The 18,643-nt window shown below is 64.4% G+C and carries 14 protein-coding genes and 1 riboswitch; of the genes, 10 read left to right on the top strand and 4 right to left on the bottom strand.

All coding sequences use genetic code 11. From position 1 onward, the window contains the following. Nucleotides 1-54 precede the first annotated feature (54 nt). Nucleotides 55-1,719: a winged helix-turn-helix domain-containing protein gene (locus ACTUWL_RS24980; protein ID WP_021081464.1), complete on the bottom strand. Its 1,665-nt coding sequence runs from the start codon at nucleotides 1,717-1,719 to the stop codon at nucleotides 55-57. A 282-nt stretch (nucleotides 1,720-2,001) separates the two neighbouring features. Between ACTUWL_RS24980 and ACTUWL_RS24975 the strand changes: the two genes are divergently transcribed. The 3 genes from ACTUWL_RS24975 to ACTUWL_RS24965 are packed head-to-tail and all read left to right on the top strand — an operon-like array spanning nucleotide 2,002 to nucleotide 10,429. Continuing rightward, nucleotides 2,002-8,970: an autotransporter-associated beta strand repeat-containing protein gene (locus ACTUWL_RS24975; RefSeq protein WP_106940294.1), complete on the top strand. Its 6,969-nt coding sequence runs from the start codon at nucleotides 2,002-2,004 to the stop codon at nucleotides 8,968-8,970. Between the two features lie 20 nt (nucleotides 8,971-8,990). Beyond that, entirely contained in the window at nucleotides 8,991-9,779 is a 789-nt protein-coding gene (locus ACTUWL_RS24970; protein ID WP_021079969.1) for a SapC family protein, read from the top strand. Beyond that, nucleotides 9,776-10,429 carry an invasion associated locus B family protein gene (locus ACTUWL_RS24965; protein ID WP_021079970.1) on the top strand — a complete coding sequence of 218 codons (654 nt, stop codon included), beginning with the start codon at nucleotides 9,776-9,778 and terminating at the stop codon, nucleotides 10,427-10,429. Before ACTUWL_RS24970 ends, ACTUWL_RS24965 begins: the two co-directional genes overlap by 4 nt. Nucleotides 10,430-10,826: 397 nt before the next feature. Here the strand turns inward: ACTUWL_RS24965 and ACTUWL_RS24960 are convergent, their stop codons facing one another. Continuing rightward, nucleotides 10,827-11,345, bottom strand: a complete 519-nt coding sequence (locus ACTUWL_RS24960) for a PRC-barrel domain-containing protein (RefSeq protein WP_021079971.1) — start codon at nucleotides 11,343-11,345, stop codon at nucleotides 10,827-10,829. 373 nt (nucleotides 11,346-11,718) lie between these two features. Beyond that, on the bottom strand, nucleotides 11,719-12,096 hold the full coding sequence (locus ACTUWL_RS24955; protein ID WP_021079972.1) for a PRC-barrel domain-containing protein: 378 nt from the start codon (nucleotides 12,094-12,096) through the stop codon (nucleotides 11,719-11,721). A gap of 286 nt (nucleotides 12,097-12,382) precedes the next feature. Here ACTUWL_RS24955 and ACTUWL_RS24950 point away from each other — a divergent pair, with 286 nt between their 5' ends. Next, entirely contained in the window at nucleotides 12,383-13,120 is a 738-nt protein-coding gene (locus tag ACTUWL_RS24950; RefSeq protein WP_021079973.1) for a response regulator, read from the top strand. A 2-nt stretch (nucleotides 13,121-13,122) separates the two neighbouring features. After that, entirely contained in the window at nucleotides 13,123-14,481 is a 1,359-nt protein-coding gene (locus ACTUWL_RS24945; RefSeq protein WP_021079974.1) for an ATP-binding protein, read from the top strand. A gap of 45 nt (nucleotides 14,482-14,526) precedes the next feature. On the opposite strand, the gene ACTUWL_RS24940 is transcribed toward ACTUWL_RS24945, so the two are convergent. Continuing rightward, nucleotides 14,527-14,736: a hypothetical protein gene (locus ACTUWL_RS24940; RefSeq protein WP_021079975.1), complete on the bottom strand. Its 210-nt coding sequence runs from the start codon at nucleotides 14,734-14,736 to the stop codon at nucleotides 14,527-14,529. Nucleotides 14,737-15,110: 374 nt separating this feature from the next. Here ACTUWL_RS24940 and ACTUWL_RS24935 point away from each other — a divergent pair, with 374 nt between their 5' ends. From ACTUWL_RS24935 to ACTUWL_RS24915, 5 genes are all read left to right on the top strand, one after another. Further along, nucleotides 15,111-15,635 carry a lytic transglycosylase domain-containing protein gene (locus ACTUWL_RS24935; protein WP_021079976.1) on the top strand — a complete coding sequence of 175 codons (525 nt, stop codon included), beginning with the start codon at nucleotides 15,111-15,113 and terminating at the stop codon, nucleotides 15,633-15,635. A gap of 59 nt (nucleotides 15,636-15,694) precedes the next feature. After that, nucleotides 15,695-15,837: riboswitch (TPP riboswitch) on the top strand. Continuing rightward, a complete protein-coding gene (locus ACTUWL_RS24930; RefSeq protein ID WP_021079977.1) occupies nucleotides 15,825-16,838 on the top strand; it encodes an FAD-dependent oxidoreductase in 1,014 nt (337 codons plus the stop codon). It overlaps the preceding riboswitch by 13 nt. Next, a complete protein-coding gene (gene thiS, locus ACTUWL_RS24925; RefSeq protein WP_021079978.1) occupies nucleotides 16,829-17,026 on the top strand; it encodes a sulfur carrier protein ThiS in 198 nt (65 codons plus the stop codon). Before ACTUWL_RS24930 ends, thiS begins: the two co-directional genes overlap by 10 nt. 173 nt (nucleotides 17,027-17,199) lie before the next feature. Further along, complete coding sequence (locus ACTUWL_RS24920; protein WP_021079979.1) at nucleotides 17,200-17,982, top strand: thiazole synthase; 783 nt, start codon at nucleotides 17,200-17,202, stop codon at nucleotides 17,980-17,982. Continuing rightward, nucleotides 17,969-18,577, top strand: coding sequence for a thiamine phosphate synthase (locus ACTUWL_RS24915; protein WP_021079980.1), 609 nt, complete (start codon nucleotides 17,969-17,971; stop codon nucleotides 18,575-18,577). The genes ACTUWL_RS24920 and ACTUWL_RS24915 overlap by 14 nt, the downstream gene beginning before the upstream one ends. The last annotated feature ends 66 nt before the right edge of the window (nucleotides 18,578-18,643 follow it).

The raw sequence follows: 18,643 nt of genomic DNA, 5'->3' as shown, positions 1-18,643 counted from the left end.
ATTAAAACACTCGGATTTGCAGCGCCACTCGATCGGCGCCACTCTTGCGAGGCGTCAGTTCTCGGGTAGCCCGGCGGCGACCATAAGGCTTATCAGTCGATCGGTGGCCTTGAGATAAACCGGGCTGGTATTCTTGGTGGGAGGCGGCGCGGTACGCGCCGTCGAGCCCGGCCTCAGTTCCAGCGCCTTTGCCATGGCTGCACGCGCCTCGGCGGTCTGACCCAATTGCTGATAAGCCGCGGCCAGCAGCATATGAGTGCGTCCGCTCGCCGGGGTGATCGCGATCGACCGTTGCAGCCAGGGCAATGCATCCGCAGGACGGTCCAAGAGCAGACAGGTCCAACCCACCCCGATCGCCCAGGTCCAGCGCGCGACCTGAGGCGTATCGAACCGGTCCGCCTGCTCAAACGTCGCGAGCGCGTCATTGAAACGGCCGAGAAAGACCTGGGCGAGCCCCATCAGATAGAGTGCGATCCCGTCCCATGGATCGAGAGCGAGCACTCTGTCGCACACCACCAGGCTTTCGACGAAGCTATTGGTTGCCGACAAAAACCGGCACTGGGTCTGGAGCACCGGAATATAGTCGGGCCGCGTGCGCAACGCGTGCTCCATGATCGCGCCGATCCGAACCTCCGTCGGTTCGCGCTCTGCGGCAGGAAACCAGGCCATCTGAATTCCGCGCAGTTGGAATGCCGCGAGCGCAACTTGCAGATCGACATTGCCGGCATCGGCGGCAAGAGCATTTTCAAGCATCGCCAGCGCTGCGTGATAGCGCTCCAGCGTGGTGCGGTTGATCGCGGCCGTCGCCTGGTCGATAGCGGCCTTGGCGCTGCCAGAGGGCAAGCCATCGGCCGAGCGATTGCCTGACCTCAAAAGCGCGTTGATGCTCAGTGCGAGCGGGTAGCCCGTGCCGGCTACGAGGCGGGTCTGCTGGAGTTGCATGTCGTCGCCGGCGAGAGCGACCGAAAGCGCCGTCGTCCATCTCACCGTGCCGGTGGACGATTCGGTCAGGCGCGCGCGCAAATTCCAAGCCGATTCGGTTTTTTCGAGATCGCCGTTGACGACGAAATCGGCGCCTTGAACAACGCCCGGCGCCGTCATCACGCGGATCGTCTCGATTTTCGCCAGACCGTCCGCCAGTTCACGGATTACACCGCTCGCCATCCGGGCGGTTTCCGGGTCGTTGCTCACGGTTGTCATGGGGATCACGGCCATGGTTGCCGGAGAGCCAGCGAAGAAACGCGGGAGCAGGGTCGTGGCCGCCGCCAAAGCCGACACGCCGCCCCCCATGGCCACGAGGGCGGCGCGGCGGCTCATCCTGAACCCAGGCCGGCTTTCGGCTGGTTCGCTTATGGTTTCCGGGGCGACGGCGTCGGCGTCCGGGAGCGGCTTTGCAGGAATGTCGGCGGCGTCCGGCGGACCGGACACATCGGCCTCCAGCAGATAGCCTCGGCCGGAAACGGCTCGGATCAACTGACGCTTGTCATCGCCCAGGGCGGCGCGAAGCTCCCGGATGGTCTGGAACAGGCTATCGTCGCTGACGTGGACGCCCGGCCACACCGCCTCCATCAGTTCTTGTTTGCCGATGATTCGTCTCGGGTTGGCCGCGAGCAGCGATAGCAGGGCGAACGCCTTCAGCCGCAGCTTGATCGTCTGGCCGCCGGGACCGCGCAGTTCGGAACGCTGCCGATCGATTTCGAACCCGGCGAATCTGAGCACTCATCCCCCCTCTTCCCAGCGAAGCCGCAGAATCGCGGCATCATGCCAAAAGCACACAGAATCCTCAAAAATCATGTGAATTCCCTCGAAATCAGAAATTATCAGCGAAATCTCAGAACTCCACCGGCCCTGCTTCAGGACTGTGCCGAGACGCGCTGACATAAGACGAAGAGACAACGAATATGATGCGGGGAATACGGTCGCAAAATGCGCGGGCGAAGGCAGGGGCCTGAACACGCACGGAGCCGCACCCCTCGCGTTTAGGCCGGGGGACTGGTTATAATGGCTTCACGAACGATTTCGGCTTCGCCGCGTGGCGTCATGGACGGCCTGTTCCGCGCGGCCTTGTTGGCCTCGACCGCGCTGACGGTCACCGGATACGCAGCGCGGGCGCAGACGGCGGCGTGGAGCACCACTCCGACCGGTGGCAACTACGCCAACGCCGCCAACTGGAACGGCGGGGTGGTGCCGAACGGAGAGACCGCCACGGCCGTTTTCGGCGCCTCGACGCAATCCAACCTGGTGATCACGCCAGGCACCCCGACAACTTACGCCATCGCCGGCTGGACCTTCAGCGCAGGCGCGCCGAACTACACCTTCAACCTCAACAACAACGCAACCCTCGGCTTCTGGGGCACGGGCATCACGAACAACGGCACCGGCACGATCGCCGTTACCAACAACGGCAACGTGAACTTCTTCGGGAGCAGCACTGCCGGCCCCGCCACGACCACCATCACCAACGGCAGCAGCGGCTACCTGCGGTTCTACGACACCAGCACGGCTGGCGGCGCGAATATCACTAACAACAACTACATGTGGCTCTACGGCAACAGCACGGCCGGCAGCGCCACCATCACGAACAATTTCGGCCTGACGTTTTTCAACAGCAGCACGGCCGGCAACGCCAATATCACCAACAACAGTTATCTGTATTTCCAAAACAGTAGCACCGCTGGCAGCGCCAACGTCACCAACACCGGCACCCTGAGGTTCTACAACAACAGCACGGGCGGCAGCGCCGCTATCATCACCGGCGCGGGCGCCACCACCGATTTTTCGACCAGCACCGGCCCCAACGGCGACGGCAAGCTGAGCGCCGGATCGATCGCGGGCGGCGGCAGCTATATGCTCGGCAGCAACCAATTGACTGTCGGCTCGAACGGGCTCTCGACCGAGGTGACCGGCGTCATTTCGGGCACCGGCTCGCTGGTCAAGACCGGTTCGGGCACGCTGACGCTGTCGGGCATTAATGTGTACAGCGGCGGCACCACGATCAACGGCGGCACATTGCAGATCGGCACCGCCGCCAACACCGGCGCGGTCTCGGGCGCGGTGACCGTGAACGCAGGCAGCACGCTCAACGTCACCAATGCCATCACCTCCTGGATCACCGGCATCACGAACATCGGCACGACGAACTTCCAGACCGGAACCAGCGCAAGCAGCATCGCTTTCGGCAACAGCGGCTACCTGAACTTCTACGGCACGAGCGGCGCGGGCAGTGCTGTCATCACCAATAGCGGCTACCTGTATTTCTACGGCACCAGCGCGGCTGGCAGCGCGACAATCACCAACAACAACGGCCTGGCTTTCGTCGACGCCAGCACGGCCAGCGGCGCCAATATCACTAACAACTTCGGCCTAGTTTTCAAAAACGCCAGCACGGCCGGCAGCGCCACCATCACAAACAACGGATACGTGCAATTCTTCGGCACCAGCACGGCGGGCAGCGCTGCTATCAACAATAGCAATGTGAATGCCACCGTCGATTTTTCGAACAGCATAGGACCGAACGGCGACGGGAAGCTGAGCGCGGGGTCGATCGCGGGTGGCGGCAGCTATGCTCTTGGGGCCAACCAACTGACAGTCGGCTCGAACAATTCCACGACCGAGGTGAGCGGCATCATTTCGGGCAGCGGCGGCTCGCTGGTCAAGGTCGGCACCGGCACGCTGACGCTTTCGGGCGCCAACACCTATAGCGGCGGCACCACGATCAACGGCGGCACGCTGCAACTCGGCACCGCCGTCAGCGCTGGCGCCATCCAGGGCGCGGCGACCGTGAATGCGGGCGGCACGTTCAACGTCGTCAACGCCGACACCAGCGGCATCGCCACCATCACGAACAGCGGCATCACCTTTTTTAGAAACGGCACGAGCGCAGGTAGCGCCACCGTCACCAACAATCACTACCTGTATTTTCTGAACAGCAGCACGGCCGGTAGCGCCAACATCACGAATAATTTCGGCCTGTTTTTCAACGACAGCAGCACGGCCGGTGGCAGCGCCATCACAAACAACGGCGGTCTGAATTTCAACAACACCAGTACGGCCGGTAACGCCACCATCACCAACAACGGCGGTTTGAATTTCAACAACAGCAGTACGGCCGGCAACGCCACTATCACCAACAACGGCAATCTGAATTTTAATAACACCAGCACGGCTGGCAACGCCGCCGTCGCCAACAGTGCGGTGGCCGTCACCGACTTTTCGAGCAGCTTCGGCCCGAACGGCCATGGCAAGCTGAGCGCGGGATCAATCGCGGGCGGCGGCACCTTTAATCTCGGGGCCAACGAACTAACGGTCGGCTCGAACAATCTATCGACCGTGGTGAGCGGAGTCATTTCGGGTAGCGGCGGTTCGCTGGTCAAGATCGGCACCGGTACCCTGACGTTGTCGGGCGCGAACACCTACACCGGCGGCACGACGATTTCGTCGGGCACGCTGCAAGTGGGCAACGGCGGTGCCAGCGGTTCGATCGTTGGCGATGTACTCAACAACGGGGTGCTCGCCTTCAATCGCAGCAATACAGCGACCTTCTCCGGCGCTATTTCCGGCAGCGGTGCTGTGCAGCAGATCGGTTCGGGCACGACGATCCTGACCGGCGCGAACGGCTACACCGGCAACACCCTCGTCTCCGGCGGCCGGTTGCAGTTCGGCGATGGCAGCGCGGGCGGAAGTAACACGCTCGGCGGCAACCTGACCGTGACCGGCGGCACGCTGGCGATCCAAACGCCCGCGACCGTGAATATCGCGCGGGCTGTGACCTTCGCCGACAACACCGCGCTCTCGATCGTCGCGGGCACCAACAGTCCGGCGCTATCGGCGGGCAGCGTTTCGATCGGCAGCGGCGTCACCTTCAACATCGGCGGCATCGACAGTGCGAGCCAGCTCGACAAAGTGCTGATCGACACCCGTTCCGGCATCAGCGGCGACTTCGCCAACGTCACCGTGGGCGGCTTTAGCGGCACGGTGGACTATCTCACCGTCTCGACTCACAAGTCAGCCAACAATTTGCAATATCTCGCCAGCTACGGCCTGAGCTGGTTCGCCGGCAACAATCTCGCCCGCGGCACCTTCACGCTGACCAACGCGACCGACACATTCACGGTCGGAACAGCGCTCACCGACCAGGCCGCCAATCCCGCGACCGGCTGGAACGGCTCGTCGCTGACCAAGGCCGGCGCGGGCACGCTGATCCTGACCGGCACCAACACCTATACCGGCGGCACCACGATCAGCGGTGGCACGCTGCAACTCGGCAATGGCGGGAACACCGGTTCGATCCTTGGCGATGTCGCCAACAACGGGACGCTCGTCTTCAACCGCGGCAACACCATGATCTTTTCCGGCGACATCTCCGGCAGCGGCGCGGTGCGGCAGATCGGTGCGGGCACGACCATCCTAACCGGCACGAATAGCTACTCCGGTGGAACGACCATTTCCGCTGGCGTTTTGCAGATCGGTAACGGCGGCACGAGCGGTCTGATCGCGGGCAATGTCGTCAACAACGCAACGCTCGCCTTCAGCCGCTCCGACGCGGTGACTTTTTCCGGCGCCATTTCCGGCAGCGGTTCCGTGATGAAGCTGGGAACGGACACGCTCACGCTGTCGGGAAATAACAGCTACACGGGCAGCACGACGGTCGCGGGCGGTACGCTGAGCATTTCCTCGGACGGCAATCTCGGCACCGGCGGCACGCTCGCCCTTCTGAACGGCACGACGCTGGCCTTCACCCAGGGCGGCGTTTACACTCACGCGATCACCGTCGGGGGCGATCCCACCTTCGATGTCGCCGCGGGCCAGACCGTGACGCAGAGCGGCGTGATTTCGAATGGGTCGAGCCCCGGCGATGTCGTCAAGACCGGCGCGGGCACGCTGACCTTGATCGCGAACAATACTTATACCGGCGGCACGACGATTTCGGCGGGCACCCTGCAACTCGGCAATGGAGGGAATACCGGCTCGCTTCTTGGCGATGTCGTCAACAACGGCACGCTCGCCTTCAATCGCTCGGACATGGCGACCTACTCCGGCAATATCTCCGGCACGGGCACAGTGCAGCAGATAGGCATGGGCACCACGATCCTGACCGGCACGAACAGCTACACCGGCGACACCCTTGTCTCCAGCGGGACGTTGCAATTTGGAAACGGCAGCGCGGGCGGAAGCAACAATCTCGGCGGCAACCTGACCGTGACCGGCGGCACGCTGGCGATCCAGACACCGGCGACCGCAAATGTCGCGCGGGCTGTGACCTTTGCCGACAACACCACGCTCTCGATCGTCGCGGGCACTAAGAGTCCGGCGCTATCGGCGGGCAGCGTTTCGATCGGCAGCGGCGTCACCTTCAACATCGGCGGCATCGACAGTGCGAGCCAGCTCGACAAAGTGCTGATCGACACCCGTTCCGGCATCAGCGGCGACTTCGCCAACGTCACCGTGGGCGGCTTTAGCGGCACGGTGGACTATCTCACCGTCTCGACTCACAAGTCAGCCGACAATTTGCAATATCTCGCCAGCTACGGCCTGAGCTGGTTCGCCGGCAACAATCTCGCCCGCGGCACCTTCACGCTGACCAACGCGACCGACACATTCACGGTCGGAACAGCGCTCACCGACCAGGCCGCCAATCCCGCGACCGGCTGGAACGGCTCGTCGCTGATCAAGGCCGGCGTGGGCACGCTCACCCTAACCGCTGACAACACCTATACCGGAGGCACCACCATCGCCGGCGGTGTGCTGTCGGTGTCGCGCGACGCGAATCTCGGCGCGGCGCCGGGCGGCCTGACCTTCACCGGCGGCACGCTCGCGACTACCGCGAGCTTCGATACCGCCCGTTTGATCGCGCTGACGCAGGCCGGCAACTTCGACGTCGCTAATGGAACCGAACTCGGTCTGACCGGCGTGGTTTCCGGAGGCGGCAATCTCGTCAAGCAGGGCGGTGGCACGCTGCGGCTCGATAACGGAGCCAACGCCTACGGCAACACCCTTGTCGCAGCCGGCACGCTGATCGGACATGCCGGCTCGATCTCAGGCAACATCGGCAATGCCGGCACGGTGATATTCAATCAGGCAACGGACGCCAGTTTCGCCGGCGACGTTGGCGCACTCAATGGCACGCGCGGTACGATGGTCAAGCGGGGCGCTGGCACGTTGACCTTGACCGGCATGTCCTCGCTCGACTGGACGATTTCGGCAGGAAGCCTTGTCTCTTCGGCCGGACGCTTCGGCGGCAACGCCGCCATCGCTTCAGGCGCGTCCTTCACCTTCAACCAGACTGCCAACGCCGCCTATGCCGGCGTGCTGTCGGGCAATGGCGGCTTCAACAAGACCGGCACCGGCCTGTTGAACCTTACCGGCGACTCCTCCGCATTTTCGGGCACGACCTTGGTTCAGGTCGGCACGCTCGCGGTGAACGGTCTGCTCGGCGGCATGCTCGATGTGCTTGCCGGAGGCCGCCTTCAGGGCATCGGCACGGTCGGCAGCACCACCGTCAATGGCACGGTCGCACCGGGCAACTCGATCGGGACGCTCACCATTGCCGGTAGCATCACCTTCAATCCTGGCTCGATCTACGAAGTAGAGATTAACGCACAGGGGCAATCCGACAAGATCGTCGCTTCGGGCACGGCAACGATCAACGGCGGCACGGTGCAGGTGCTGGCCGGCGCAGGCAACTACGCGCCGCAAACGAGGTACAATATCCTCACAGCGACCGGCGGGCTCACGGCCAACAGCACCTTCTCCGGCGTGACTACCAATCTGGCCTTCCTCACGCCCTCGCTCAGCTATGACGCCAGCAATGTCTGGCTGACGATGACCCGTAACAATATAGACTTCAAAGCCATCGGCGTCACGCCCAACCAGATCGCCGCAGGCGGCGGGGTCGAAAGCCTCGGCTTCGGCAATTCGATCTACAATGCCGTGTCGAACCTTTCCGCCCCGCAGGCGCGGTCGGCTTTCGGCCAGCTCTCGGGCGAGATCAACGCCTCGGCGAAGACGACGATGATCGACGACAGCCGCTTCGTTCGCGGCGCCGTCAACGACCGCATCCGGGCCGCCTTCGACCGTGTCGGCGCCGCGAACGGCGCGGTCACGACCTATATCGACGGCAAACCGGTCACCGTCGCTGCGACCACGGACCACCTTGCGGTCTGGGGCCAGGGTTTCGGCTCCTGGGGCAACACCAATGGCGACGGCAACGCCACGCGCCTCAACCGTTCGATCGACGGTTTCTTCATCGGGGCGGATGCGCCCGCTTTCGACAACTGGCGCTTTGGCGCGGTGGCCGGCTATAGCGCCACCCACTTCGACGTGAAGGATTACCGTTCATCCGGCTGGAGCGACAATTATCATGTCGGCCTCTATGGCGGCACGACCTGGGGCGCTCTCGCTTTCCGCACTGGCACGGCCTTCACCGTTCACGACATCACCGCGACCCGCAGCGTGATCCTCCCCGGCCTCAGTGACACGCTGACGGGCCACTACAACGCCGGTACGGCCCAGGTCTTCGGTGAGCTCGGCTACGGCATCAATGCCGGCGCTGCCCGGTTCGAGCCCTTCGCCAACCTCGCTTATGTGAGCCTGCATACCGACGCCTTCACCGAGAAGGGCGGCGCGGCGGCGCTGACGAGCGCAGCCACCGCAACGGATACGACCTTCTCCACGCTCGGCCTGCGCACATCGACCACTTTCGACATTGGCGGAACCGTTCTGACGGCGAGAAGCGTGGTCGGCTGGCGTCACGCTTTCGGGGACGCCACGCCGTTCTCGACGATGCGTTTCGCAAGCGGCGGTGACTTCACCATCGGCGGCGTTCCAATCGCCCGCAATGCCTCGGTGGTCGAGGCCGGCATCGACTACGCGCTGTCGCCCAAGGCCACCCTCAGCGTCACCTATGGTGGCCAGTTCGGCTCCGGAGTTTCCGATCAGTCCGGCCGCTCCAATTTCAACGTCAAATTCTGAGCTGCAATCCAAGGTTGACGATGACCAAAAATACGCACGCAGCAACAGGGGCGCCAACGCTTCCTCTCTTTTATAAAGACCCGGTGCTCCTGCGCTTCGAGGACCACGGCGATGTGGGGCTCGCTCCGCCCGCCGATTTCGGGTTCGCGAGCGAGGCCGTCGTCATTCCGCTTTGCGTTGGCGAGTTCGTTCCCGCCATGCGCCACTATCCGATCGTCTTCGCGGCGGACGGTTCGGCTTCGCCACTTGTTGTCGTCGGCATTCGGCAAGGTCACAACCTCTTCGTCGAACGCGACGGAGGATGGCGCGCGGGCACCTACATTCCGGCCTATGTGCGCCGCTATCCTTTCATCGGTGTCGAGACGCCCGACAAGGCGCAGCAACTCCTGACTATCGACCGGAAGTCGAACCGTTTCGTCGCCTCGGCATCGGCGCGGACGGACGCGGAACGCCTGTTCGGCGCGGACGGCAAGCCGACTTCGACGGCGCAGTCGGCCATGGCCTTCTGCCAAGCCTACCATGCCGATATCGTCAATACGCTCGCCTTCGCAAAGGCGCTTGGCGAGGCGAAGCTTCTTACTCCGAACCACGTTCAGATGCAGTTTCCCGACGGCGGTCAACAGACGCTCGACGGCTTCTGCGTGGTGGATGAGAAGGCATTCCGGGCATTGCCTGCAAAAACAGTCGCCGACTGGCACGCTAGAGGCTGGCTTGATCTCGCCACGCTGCATCTAGCTTCGCTTCAGAATTTTCAAAGCCTGCTCGGCCTCAATGCGCAGCGCGCAGACGAACGAAAGGCGCTCGCATGATGAGCCGCAAAGTCTGCCTTATTGGAATCTCGTCCGCCGCCGCGATCGCGGCAGGCGTGACGCTGTACCTCGTGCCCGAACTTGCGTCTTCGACGCCTTCCCAGGCCGCATCCATCACTGACAATCGCGACGAGCCGGCGCCCCAACGCTTCCAACTGGCTCAGGCGCAATCCGGAAGCCAACCCGCCGGCGCAACGGCATCGTCCCTGCCGGGCGGCGCGTCCTCCCTCAACGAGACCTACAAGGACTGGGGCGTGGTCTGCGCACAAGACGGCAGCACAAAGCGCTGTGCGCTGTCGCAGCTCCAGTCCCAGCAAAACGGACAGCGGGTGCTGGCGATCGAACTGAATGCACCGTCGGGTAATACCGTGTCGGGCACTCTCGTTCTGCCATTCGGCCTCGCGCTCGACTCCGGCGTCACTTTCCAGATCGACGACAAGCCAGCCCTGTCGCCAATCCGCTTCCGGACCTGCCTGCCGGCCGGTTGCCTCGTCAATGTCACCTTCGACGCGGCCACGCTGGTGGCCGTTCGGGCGGGCACGGCACTCAAGGTCAAGGCCGTCGCCGATGGCGGGGCTCTGGCAAATTTCTCGATCTCGCTTCAGGGCTTCAGCACCGCGCTTGATCGCGTGGCGGCGCTGGCCCGCTGATGACGATCATTATGCGCCTGGCCGGGTAAACCTCGATCGCCGCCTATCCGGGTGACCGGAACGACCAGGCCGCCCTTCAGCGGCCATGGCTTTATGTCAGATTTGGTCCTTATAATCGTGCTGGAGGCGCCGCAGCTGGAGCGTTAACCGTCAACCGTCAACAAATGTCGGTCTCGGTCTAAACCTGTCCTCCTCTGAAGCAGAAAAAGCCCCGCCGGCGACGGCGGGGCTTTTCATTTCCGATGTCCGCCAGGGAGACCGATCCTCGGCCGCCCACTCCGCGATCATCTGAGGACGCCTCCGCGAACGGCGTCGCGAGGCGTCCCTTGGGTTGACTCGGCTTTTACGCTTTTGACTCACGTTCTACGCAGTTGGACATTCGGGCGCACAATCCGCGTTAGTCGGTCGAGTACTTGAACTCCGGCATCGCCTTCAGCTCATCCTTGGTCGCGCTGAACACCGCGTGATCCGGGTACCAGGGATTCGGCTTCGACGCCGTCGCAGCAGGCGCCGCGCCGGTGGTGGTCTGCTTGGTCGTGCTGCCGGTGTTGGCGGCACTGGTCAAAGAGACCGGCTCGTTGACGAACTTCACCTTGTCGATCGGCACGGCGACCAGATGCTCGCCGACGCCAAGGAAGCCGCCGACGCCGATCACGACCGCCTTGATGGTACCGCCCTTGTCCATCAAGAGGTCGTTGATCGAGCCGACGCTCTCGTTGCCGTCATTGTACACGCTGAGGCCGACGACCTTGGACGCGCGCCATTCGCCCGTGTACGCGGTGGGCGTCGTGGTCGACGTTGTCGTCGACGCCGCAGGAGCCATCTTGTCGGCCCTCTCGGCGGGTGTCTGCGCAACCGCGACGGTTGCGAGCAGGGCGGAACCGGCGACGCCGGCAACGATGGATTTGATCAACATTATGCGCTCTCCTCAGTTCGCAAAATCGATGCCGGGAGAACCCGTGATGTAGGCGTCCGTTCCTATTTCGCGTGCGCTCAAAAGCCGCCCCGATGCCTGCGAACGCGATCCTGGAACGCCATGAATACGACGCGGCAAGCAGCGCGTGCGTTTCCAACGCATGGAACGTCGCGCTCCTTGACGAACGCGACCGTCACCTCTCAATTGGGTTTGCGGTTGAGCCTCACGACTGCGCCGGACCCGCAGTCCCGGATGTGACGATGTTTGGCTCACTAAGTCGTCCCGGCGAACCGCGCTGCACAAGCCGGCACGCGCCCACGCTGCGGCATCGTCGATCGACATGCGTCGATCACGCGCACGCCCAGCCCTGCGATCAGAAGCCGCCCCAATAGGGCGGCACGCCGTAGAAGCGATGCAGCTCGACTTCCTGCGAACGGTCGCCCCAATCGAAATCCTTGTCGGCGCGGAACGACGGCGCGCGCTTCAGCTCGTCGTCCTCGATGTCGAGCTCGTAGGCTTCGAATTTCGGGTTGTAGTGCAGCCGGCCCCACGGCAGCGGAATCAGATTGGTTCCGATCCCGAGGAAGCCCCCAAAGCTCAGCACGGCGTACGACACCTTGCCCGAGATCTTGTCAATCATCAGCCGCTCAATGTGGCCGATCATGTCGCCATTGGCCCGGCGCACCGCGGTCCCCTCGACGCGATCGCTGGCAATCAGTTGATGCGGCCTCGTCCTGACCTCGACAGCCATCTCACCCTCCCTGGCCTGAAAGAGAAACAACGCATCGCCGGGGGAACCGGTTCCGCCGCTGGATATGGCAGCTGCCCTTCCCTTTTCCGGTGACCGCAGCAGCGCAGGACGGTGCCATGCCGAAGGCGACTTCGATCTGTATTTCAACGCACTAGCTGGATGACAGAACGATAACTTTTCTCCGCACCGCCGACCTGTTAACTCGTTATTCCGGGCAAAATTTCAGACATATACTGAAACAAAATTCCTGAGCCGCTTCCCCCGAATCACGGACAAAAGAGTCGGTATGACCCAGGCTGCGCCCAATATCCTCGTCGTCGAGGACGACCGCGAAACGCGATCCCTGATCGCAAAATATCTCCGCACCAATTCCTGTCATGTCACGACCGCCTCCGACGGCCGCGAGATGGCGAAGGCCATGACCGACCACCGGGTCGATCTCCTGGTGCTCGACGTCATGCTGCCGGGAGAGGACGGCCTCAGCCTGTGCCGCAAGGTGCGCGCGGAGTCGCAGACGCCGATCATCATGCTGACCGCGCGCGGCGAGGATGTCGACCGCATCCTCGGCCTCGAGATGGGCGCCGACGACTACCTGGCCAAGCCCTTCAACCCGCGCGAGTTGCTGGCGCGGATCAACGCCGTGCTGCGCCGCCAGGCCGCCGCGCGCAACGCCAGCGCGATCGAGGGCGCGACCACGCTGACCTTCCTCGGCTGGCGCATCGACATCCGCCTGCGCGAGCTGCGCAATCCCGAAGGCGCGCGCGTCGCAATGACCAGCGCCGAGTTCGACCTGCTGCGCACCTTCTGCGAACGACCCGGCCGCGTGCTGTCGCGTGACAGCCTGCTCGACCTGACGCAGGGCCGCAGCGCCGGTTCGTTCGAGCGTTCGATCGACGTGCTGGTCAGCCGTATCAGACGCAAGATCGAGCCCGATCCGCAGGAAGCCACCATGATCAAGACGGTGCGCTCCGGCGGCTATGTGTTCACTCCGAGGGTGGAGGCGGTTGCCGCCACGAGCAACTGACCATGAAGCTGCTGCGTGTGCTGAGTCTGCGGGGGATCGGCGCCCAGATGGCGGCGCTGGTCGTCGTCTCGATCGTCGCGCTGCACCTGATCATCACCGCGACCTTCCTGATCCATCGCCCCGACCGGCCGGAGCCGTCGGATCGCTGGCACACCCAGCTCGCCGCCGCCGCGCAACTGCTGGGACATGCCCCGGCATCGGAGCGGCCGCGGCTGCAGGCCGATATCATCAGGGCCTTCCCGCAGCTTGCGATCAGCGACCTGTCGGCCGATATCGGCCCGCTCACCGAAACCGAAACGCCGAGCCTGCATGCGCTGCGCCGGCTCGGTGCCGGCTACCATGTCTTCTCGCTGCCGCGCGAGGCGGGCAGCACGCCGCATGAGGGCGAGATCCGCCGCGTCGCGATCCGCCTGCCGGATGGCGCCATGTTCGCCGCGAACCTGATGCCGGATCAGCACATGCGGCCGTTCTGGGGCGGGCCCTGGATGATGACGGTGCTGTTCGCCGTCATCAGCGTCACCCTGCTCGGCCTGTGGGCGGCGTGGGCGCTGACCGCGCCGCTGTCGTCCTTCGTCAAGGCCGCAGAGACCTTCAGCCTGAACGGCGCCGCCGCGCCGCTGCCCGAGCGCGGCCCCGAGGAGATCCGTTCGCTGGCCAAGGCGCTGAACCGGATGCGCGAGCGCATCACGGCACTGATCGACGACCGCACCAAGATGCTGGCCGCGATCAGCCACGACTTGCGCACGCCGATCACGCGAATGCGGCTGCGCGCCGAATTCATCGAGGACGAGACCCATCGCCACCGCATGCTGCGCGACCTCGACCAGATGCGCTCGATGCTGGAATCGGTGCTGTCGTTCCTGCGCAACGACCGCAAGCTCGAGGAGATGACGCTGGTCGACATCGCAAGCACGCTGCATCTCGTCACCGACCAGTTCGCCGACATGGGCCACAAGGTCAGCTACGAGGGTCCGCAGCATGCGATGGCGACCGCGCGGCCCGCCGATCTGCATCGCAGCATCACTAATCTGGTCGACAATGCCGTGCGCTTCGGCGGCGAAGTCACCGTCCGGCTCGACGTCGAGCCGGAGCGCCTCGTCATCGACATCGAGGACGACGGCCCCGGCATTTCCGAGGCGCACAAGGCGAGCGTGCTGGAGCCGTTCGTGCGCGGCGACCAGGCGCGCAACATGGATGAGGCCGAAGGCTTCGGCCTCGGCCTGTCGATCGCCAACGCCATCGTGCTCGCGCATGGCGGCACGCTGTCGCTGCACGATCGCAAGCCGCACGGGCTCGTGGTCCGGATCGAATTGCCGGCGCGGCAACAGCAGTTGCAGCAGCCGCAGAAGTCCGCGGCCTGATCAGCTGCGGCTGACCGGCGACGCAACGGACCGGCGACTAACGCATCAGGCGGCGAGTGGCGTGAGCTGCGTCAGGTCGTAGATCGCGACGGCCTCGAAGCGGTAATTGCAGGCGCGGCAATTCCACAGGAACGACGTGCGTCCCTCGCTGTGCTCCACCCAATCGGGGCGTGCAATCGGCTTGCCGCATTGCGCGCAGGGATTTTCGCGAGGCATGTAGCCAATGTCCTGACGGACTGAATCTTGACGATTCATGGCGCATCTCCCGAATGTTGTTTCTTGCGTGCTTTGGAATGGGCAGACGTGCTGACTCACCGCGCGCGCTCTGCCTTGCCACCAAGTGTAAACCTTCATCGAGTCGTTTGCACGACAATCAGCTGTGGATAGCGTGCATCAAAGCGCGGCCGCGAAAACTGAAAGCCAGGATGTGACAGAACAATTCCTGGCTGAGTCGATCGAAGCAGACAATTTGAAGCATTTCGCAATCGCGTCGTCCGCCTCGCCCAGATCCGGACAATCACGGACGCAGAACGTTCGCTGATGCGAAGGTTTTGCCACATTCCTGCCCGCTCGCCGTACCAATGAGACCGCAGAACCGACGCGCATTGATTACCCCGAGCGTATCAGACATGAAGACCGTTCAGACCCTTAGCTGCCTTGCCGCGATCGCGTGGCTTGTGTCCTGCGCCGGCGCGCAGGCGCAGTCTCGCGCGCAATATGAGGCGATGGTGGCAGCCGAGGCGCAGGCCAATCTGGTGCCGGAAGAGCTGGTGCATCGCGTCATCGTCCGTGAGAGCAAGTACCAGCCGCATTTGATCGGGCGCGGCGGCGCCATCGGCATGATGCAGATCAAGCTCGCGACCGCCCGTGGGGTCGGCTACACCGGTACCGCCGAAGGTCTGCGCGACGCCGCGACCAACCTCCGATACGGCGTCAAATACCTCGCCGGCGCCTACCGTGCCGCCAACGGCGATTTCGACCGAGCCGTGCGTTATTTCGCGGGCGGGTATTACTACGTCGCAAAGCGGCAGCGCGGCGGCCACCTCAAGGAGGCGATGCATGGCGCCGCCGGTGCGCCGCCGAAAGAGCTCGCCAGGCAGGATCAGGTGGCGGCCGAACCCGCCGAGCCGAAGCCGGAACAGGCCGAAAAATAACCGATCGCGGCCCCCCGCTGGCATACACGTTGACACGTCAGCCCATCCGCCTACATTAGGGGCGTTCCGAGGGGTGCTCCGAAGGAGGAGCTGAGATACCGCAAGCTTGGGCCTCGCCATCAGGCGAACAGTCCGGGACCGCGGTGACCCTTTGAACCTGATCCGGGTCATGCCGGCGAAGGGACAGGGATGTATCAGACGTTGCGACCGCGGGGGGATTCCCCCGTCACCATCATCGGCGCAGGCATAACCGGCGCCTGGCATGCGCTATTGCTCGCAGAGGCCGGACGTGCCGTCACCCTGCATGAGCGCAGTGACGCGGCGATGACGGAATCCACAAGCCACTGGGCCGGCGGAATGCTGGCGCCCTGGTGCGAGGAGGAGGCCGCGGAGCCTGTCATCACCCGCCTCGGCATTCGCTCGCTCGCGCTGTGGCGACAGCATCTCCCGGAAACCCCATTCAACGGCTCGCTGGTGGTGGCGCATCCGCGCGACCGCGCCGATTTCGAGCGCTTTGCCCGCCTCACGTCAGGCCATCGCCGGCTCGATGCCGAGGGCGTTCGCGCGCTCGAGCCGGCGCTCGAGGGCCGCTTCGGCGCCGGCCTGTTCTATCCCGAGGAGGGCCATGTCGAGCCGCGCCGCGTGCTGCCGCGGCTGCATGCCGCGATCGCCAAGGCCGGCGGCGCCATCAAGTTCGGCAGCGATGCCGAAGCTGACGATCTCGACGGCCTCGTGATCGACTGCCGCGGGCTTGCCGCACGCGACCGCGAGCCGAGCCTGCGCGGCGTCAAGGGTGAGATGATCATCATCGAGACGTCGGAGGTCGAGCTGTCGCGCCCGGTGCGGCTGATCCATCCTCGCTGGCCGCTCTACGTGATCCCGCGCGGCGACGGCCGCTTCATGCTGGGCGCGACCACGATCGAGGCCGAGGACAATGGCGTCAGCGTGCGCTCGGCGCTGGAGCTGCTGGGGGCGGCTTACGTCGTGCATCCGGCGTTCGGCGAGGCGCGCATCGTCGAGTTCGGCGCCGGTTTGCGTCCGGCCTTTCCGGACAATCTGCCGAAAATCAGGATCGAGCAGGAACGCATCACGGTGAACGGACTCTACCGTCATGGCTTCCTGCTGGCTCCGGCGCTGGCCGAGCTGACGCTCGCCTATCTCCAGCGCGGCGAAATCGACAATGAGGTGATGCTATGCGCGTGATCGTGAACGGCGAGCAGCGCGAGATCAACGCAGCGAGCGTCGACGCGCTGCTGGCCGAGCTCGACTACGAGGGCAGCCATTTCGCGATCGCGCTGAATTACGACGTGGTGCCGAAGAGCCGCTGGGCCGAGACTGCACTGAAAGCCGGCGACGAGATCGAGATCATCACGCCGCGGCAGGGAGGGTGATGTGATGACTGCACGCGCTCTCCTCCCGTCGTCCCGGCGCAGGCCGGGACCCATAACCACGACCGGTTATTGGCGGAAAGAACGACGCCCCGCGTGCCTCGTTGAAGGGCCGCGGCGTATGGGTCCCGGCCTTCGCCGGGACGACGGCACGGTTTGAGGAGACACCACGGACCATGGTCACCTTCTACGGCAAATCCTTCCCGTCCCGCCTGCTGATCGGCACGGCGCTCTACGCCTCGCCTGCGATCATGCAGAACGCGATCCGCGCCTCCGGCGCCAGCATCGTCACCGTATCGCTCCGCCGTGAAGCCGCTGGCGGCAAGACCGGCGATGCGTTCTGGTCCTTGATCCGCGAGCTCGGCGTCACCGTGCTGCCGAACACCGCGGGCTGCCGCAGCGTGCGCGAGGCGGTCACCACTGCCAAGCTCGCGCGCGAATTGTTCGGCACGCCCTGGATCAAGCTCGAGGTGATCGCCGACAACGACACGCTGCAGCCCGACGTCGTCGGCCTGGTCGAGGCCGCCACTGTCCTGATCAAGGACGGCTTTGAAGTGTTCCCCTATTGCACCGAGGATTTCTCGGTCGCCTCGCGCCTGGTCGAAGCCGGCTGCAAGGTGGTGATGCCGTGGGCAGCTCCAATCGGCAGCGCCAAAGGCATCACCAACCGCGACGCGTTGAAACTTCTGCGCGACCGCCTGCCCGACATCACGCTGGTGGTCGATGCCGGCTTGGGCGCGCCGTCGCATGCGGCACAGGCGCTCGAGCTCGGCTATGACGCCGTGCTGCTCAACACCGCCGTCGCAAAGGCCGCCGACCCGGTTGCGATGGCCAATGCCTTCCGCCTCGGCGTCGAGGCCGGCCGCACCGCCTATGAAGCCGGGCTGATGGAAGCCCGCGACTTCGCCTCCCCCTCCACCCCTGTCGTTGGGACCCCGTTCTGGCATGCCGTATCCTGATCCGTTCTATCCCGTCGTCGACAGCATCAACTGGGTCGAGCGACTGACCAAGCTCGGCGTCGGCACCATCCAGCTGCGCGCCAAGGACCTCGACGATTCCGCGGCGTTGCAGATCGTCACCGACGCGCTGGCCGTGACGAAGGGCACGCCCACAAAGCTCGTGGTCAACGACTACTGGCGCGCGGCTGTTGTCGCCGGTGCCGAGCATCTGCATCTCGGCCAGGAAGACCTCGCCGACGCCGACCTCGCCGAGATCCGCAAAGCCAAGCTCACGCTCGGTATCTCCACCCATGACGATGCCGAACTCGCCACCGCGCTCGCCGCCAAGCCGGACTACGTCGCGCTCGGCCCGATCTTCTTCACCACGCTGAAGTCGATGCGGTTCGAGCCGCAGGGCATTCCGAAGATCACCGAGTGGAAGAAGCGGATCGGCAATATCCCGCTTGTCGCGATCGGCGGCATCAAGTTCGAGCAATCAGCCGAGATCTTCGCCGCCGGCGCCGATTCGATCGCCGTCGTCAGTGACGTCACCCAGAACGCCGACCCCGACGCGCGGGTGCGGCAATGGCTCGGCATCCCTGCGGAGGCCGCGTGATGCAAACTCTCGTCCCACACACTCTGCTGTCATCGCCCGGCCTGTGCGCAATTGCGCACATGGACC

It is taken from the genome of Bradyrhizobium sp. WCU1 (assembly GCF_053474805.1).
The sequence above is the reverse complement of the archived record's forward strand: the minus strand, read 5'-3'. Positions and strand labels throughout refer to the sequence as shown.

Bases quoted from the DNA above. Each gene is read 5' to 3' on its own strand.
- ACTUWL_RS24975 (WP_106940294.1), top strand. From the start codon at position 2,002: ATGGCTTCACGAACGATTTCGGCTTCGCCGCGTGGCGTCATGGACGGC.
- ACTUWL_RS24970 (WP_021079969.1), top strand. From the start codon at position 8,991: ATGACCAAAAATACGCACGCAGCAACAGGGGCGCCAACGCTTCCTCTC.
- ACTUWL_RS24965 (WP_021079970.1), top strand. From the start codon at position 9,776: ATGATGAGCCGCAAAGTCTGCCTTATTGGAATCTCGTCCGCCGCCGCG.
- ACTUWL_RS24960 (WP_021079971.1), bottom strand. From the start codon at position 11,345: ATGTTGATCAAATCCATCGTTGCCGGCGTCGCCGGTTCCGCCCTGCTC.
- ACTUWL_RS24955 (WP_021079972.1), bottom strand. From the start codon at position 12,096: ATGGCTGTCGAGGTCAGGACGAGGCCGCATCAACTGATTGCCAGCGAT.
- ACTUWL_RS24950 (WP_021079973.1), top strand. From the start codon at position 12,383: ATGACCCAGGCTGCGCCCAATATCCTCGTCGTCGAGGACGACCGCGAA.
- ACTUWL_RS24945 (WP_021079974.1), top strand. From the start codon at position 13,123: ATGAAGCTGCTGCGTGTGCTGAGTCTGCGGGGGATCGGCGCCCAGATG.
- ACTUWL_RS24940 (WP_021079975.1), bottom strand. From the start codon at position 14,736: ATGAATCGTCAAGATTCAGTCCGTCAGGACATTGGCTACATGCCTCGC.
- ACTUWL_RS24935 (WP_021079976.1), top strand. From the start codon at position 15,111: ATGAAGACCGTTCAGACCCTTAGCTGCCTTGCCGCGATCGCGTGGCTT.
- ACTUWL_RS24930 (WP_021079977.1), top strand. From the start codon at position 15,825: ATGTATCAGACGTTGCGACCGCGGGGGGATTCCCCCGTCACCATCATC.
- thiS (WP_021079978.1), top strand. From the start codon at position 16,829: ATGCGCGTGATCGTGAACGGCGAGCAGCGCGAGATCAACGCAGCGAGC.
- ACTUWL_RS24920 (WP_021079979.1), top strand. From the start codon at position 17,200: ATGGTCACCTTCTACGGCAAATCCTTCCCGTCCCGCCTGCTGATCGGC.
- ACTUWL_RS24915 (WP_021079980.1), top strand. From the start codon at position 17,969: ATGCCGTATCCTGATCCGTTCTATCCCGTCGTCGACAGCATCAACTGG.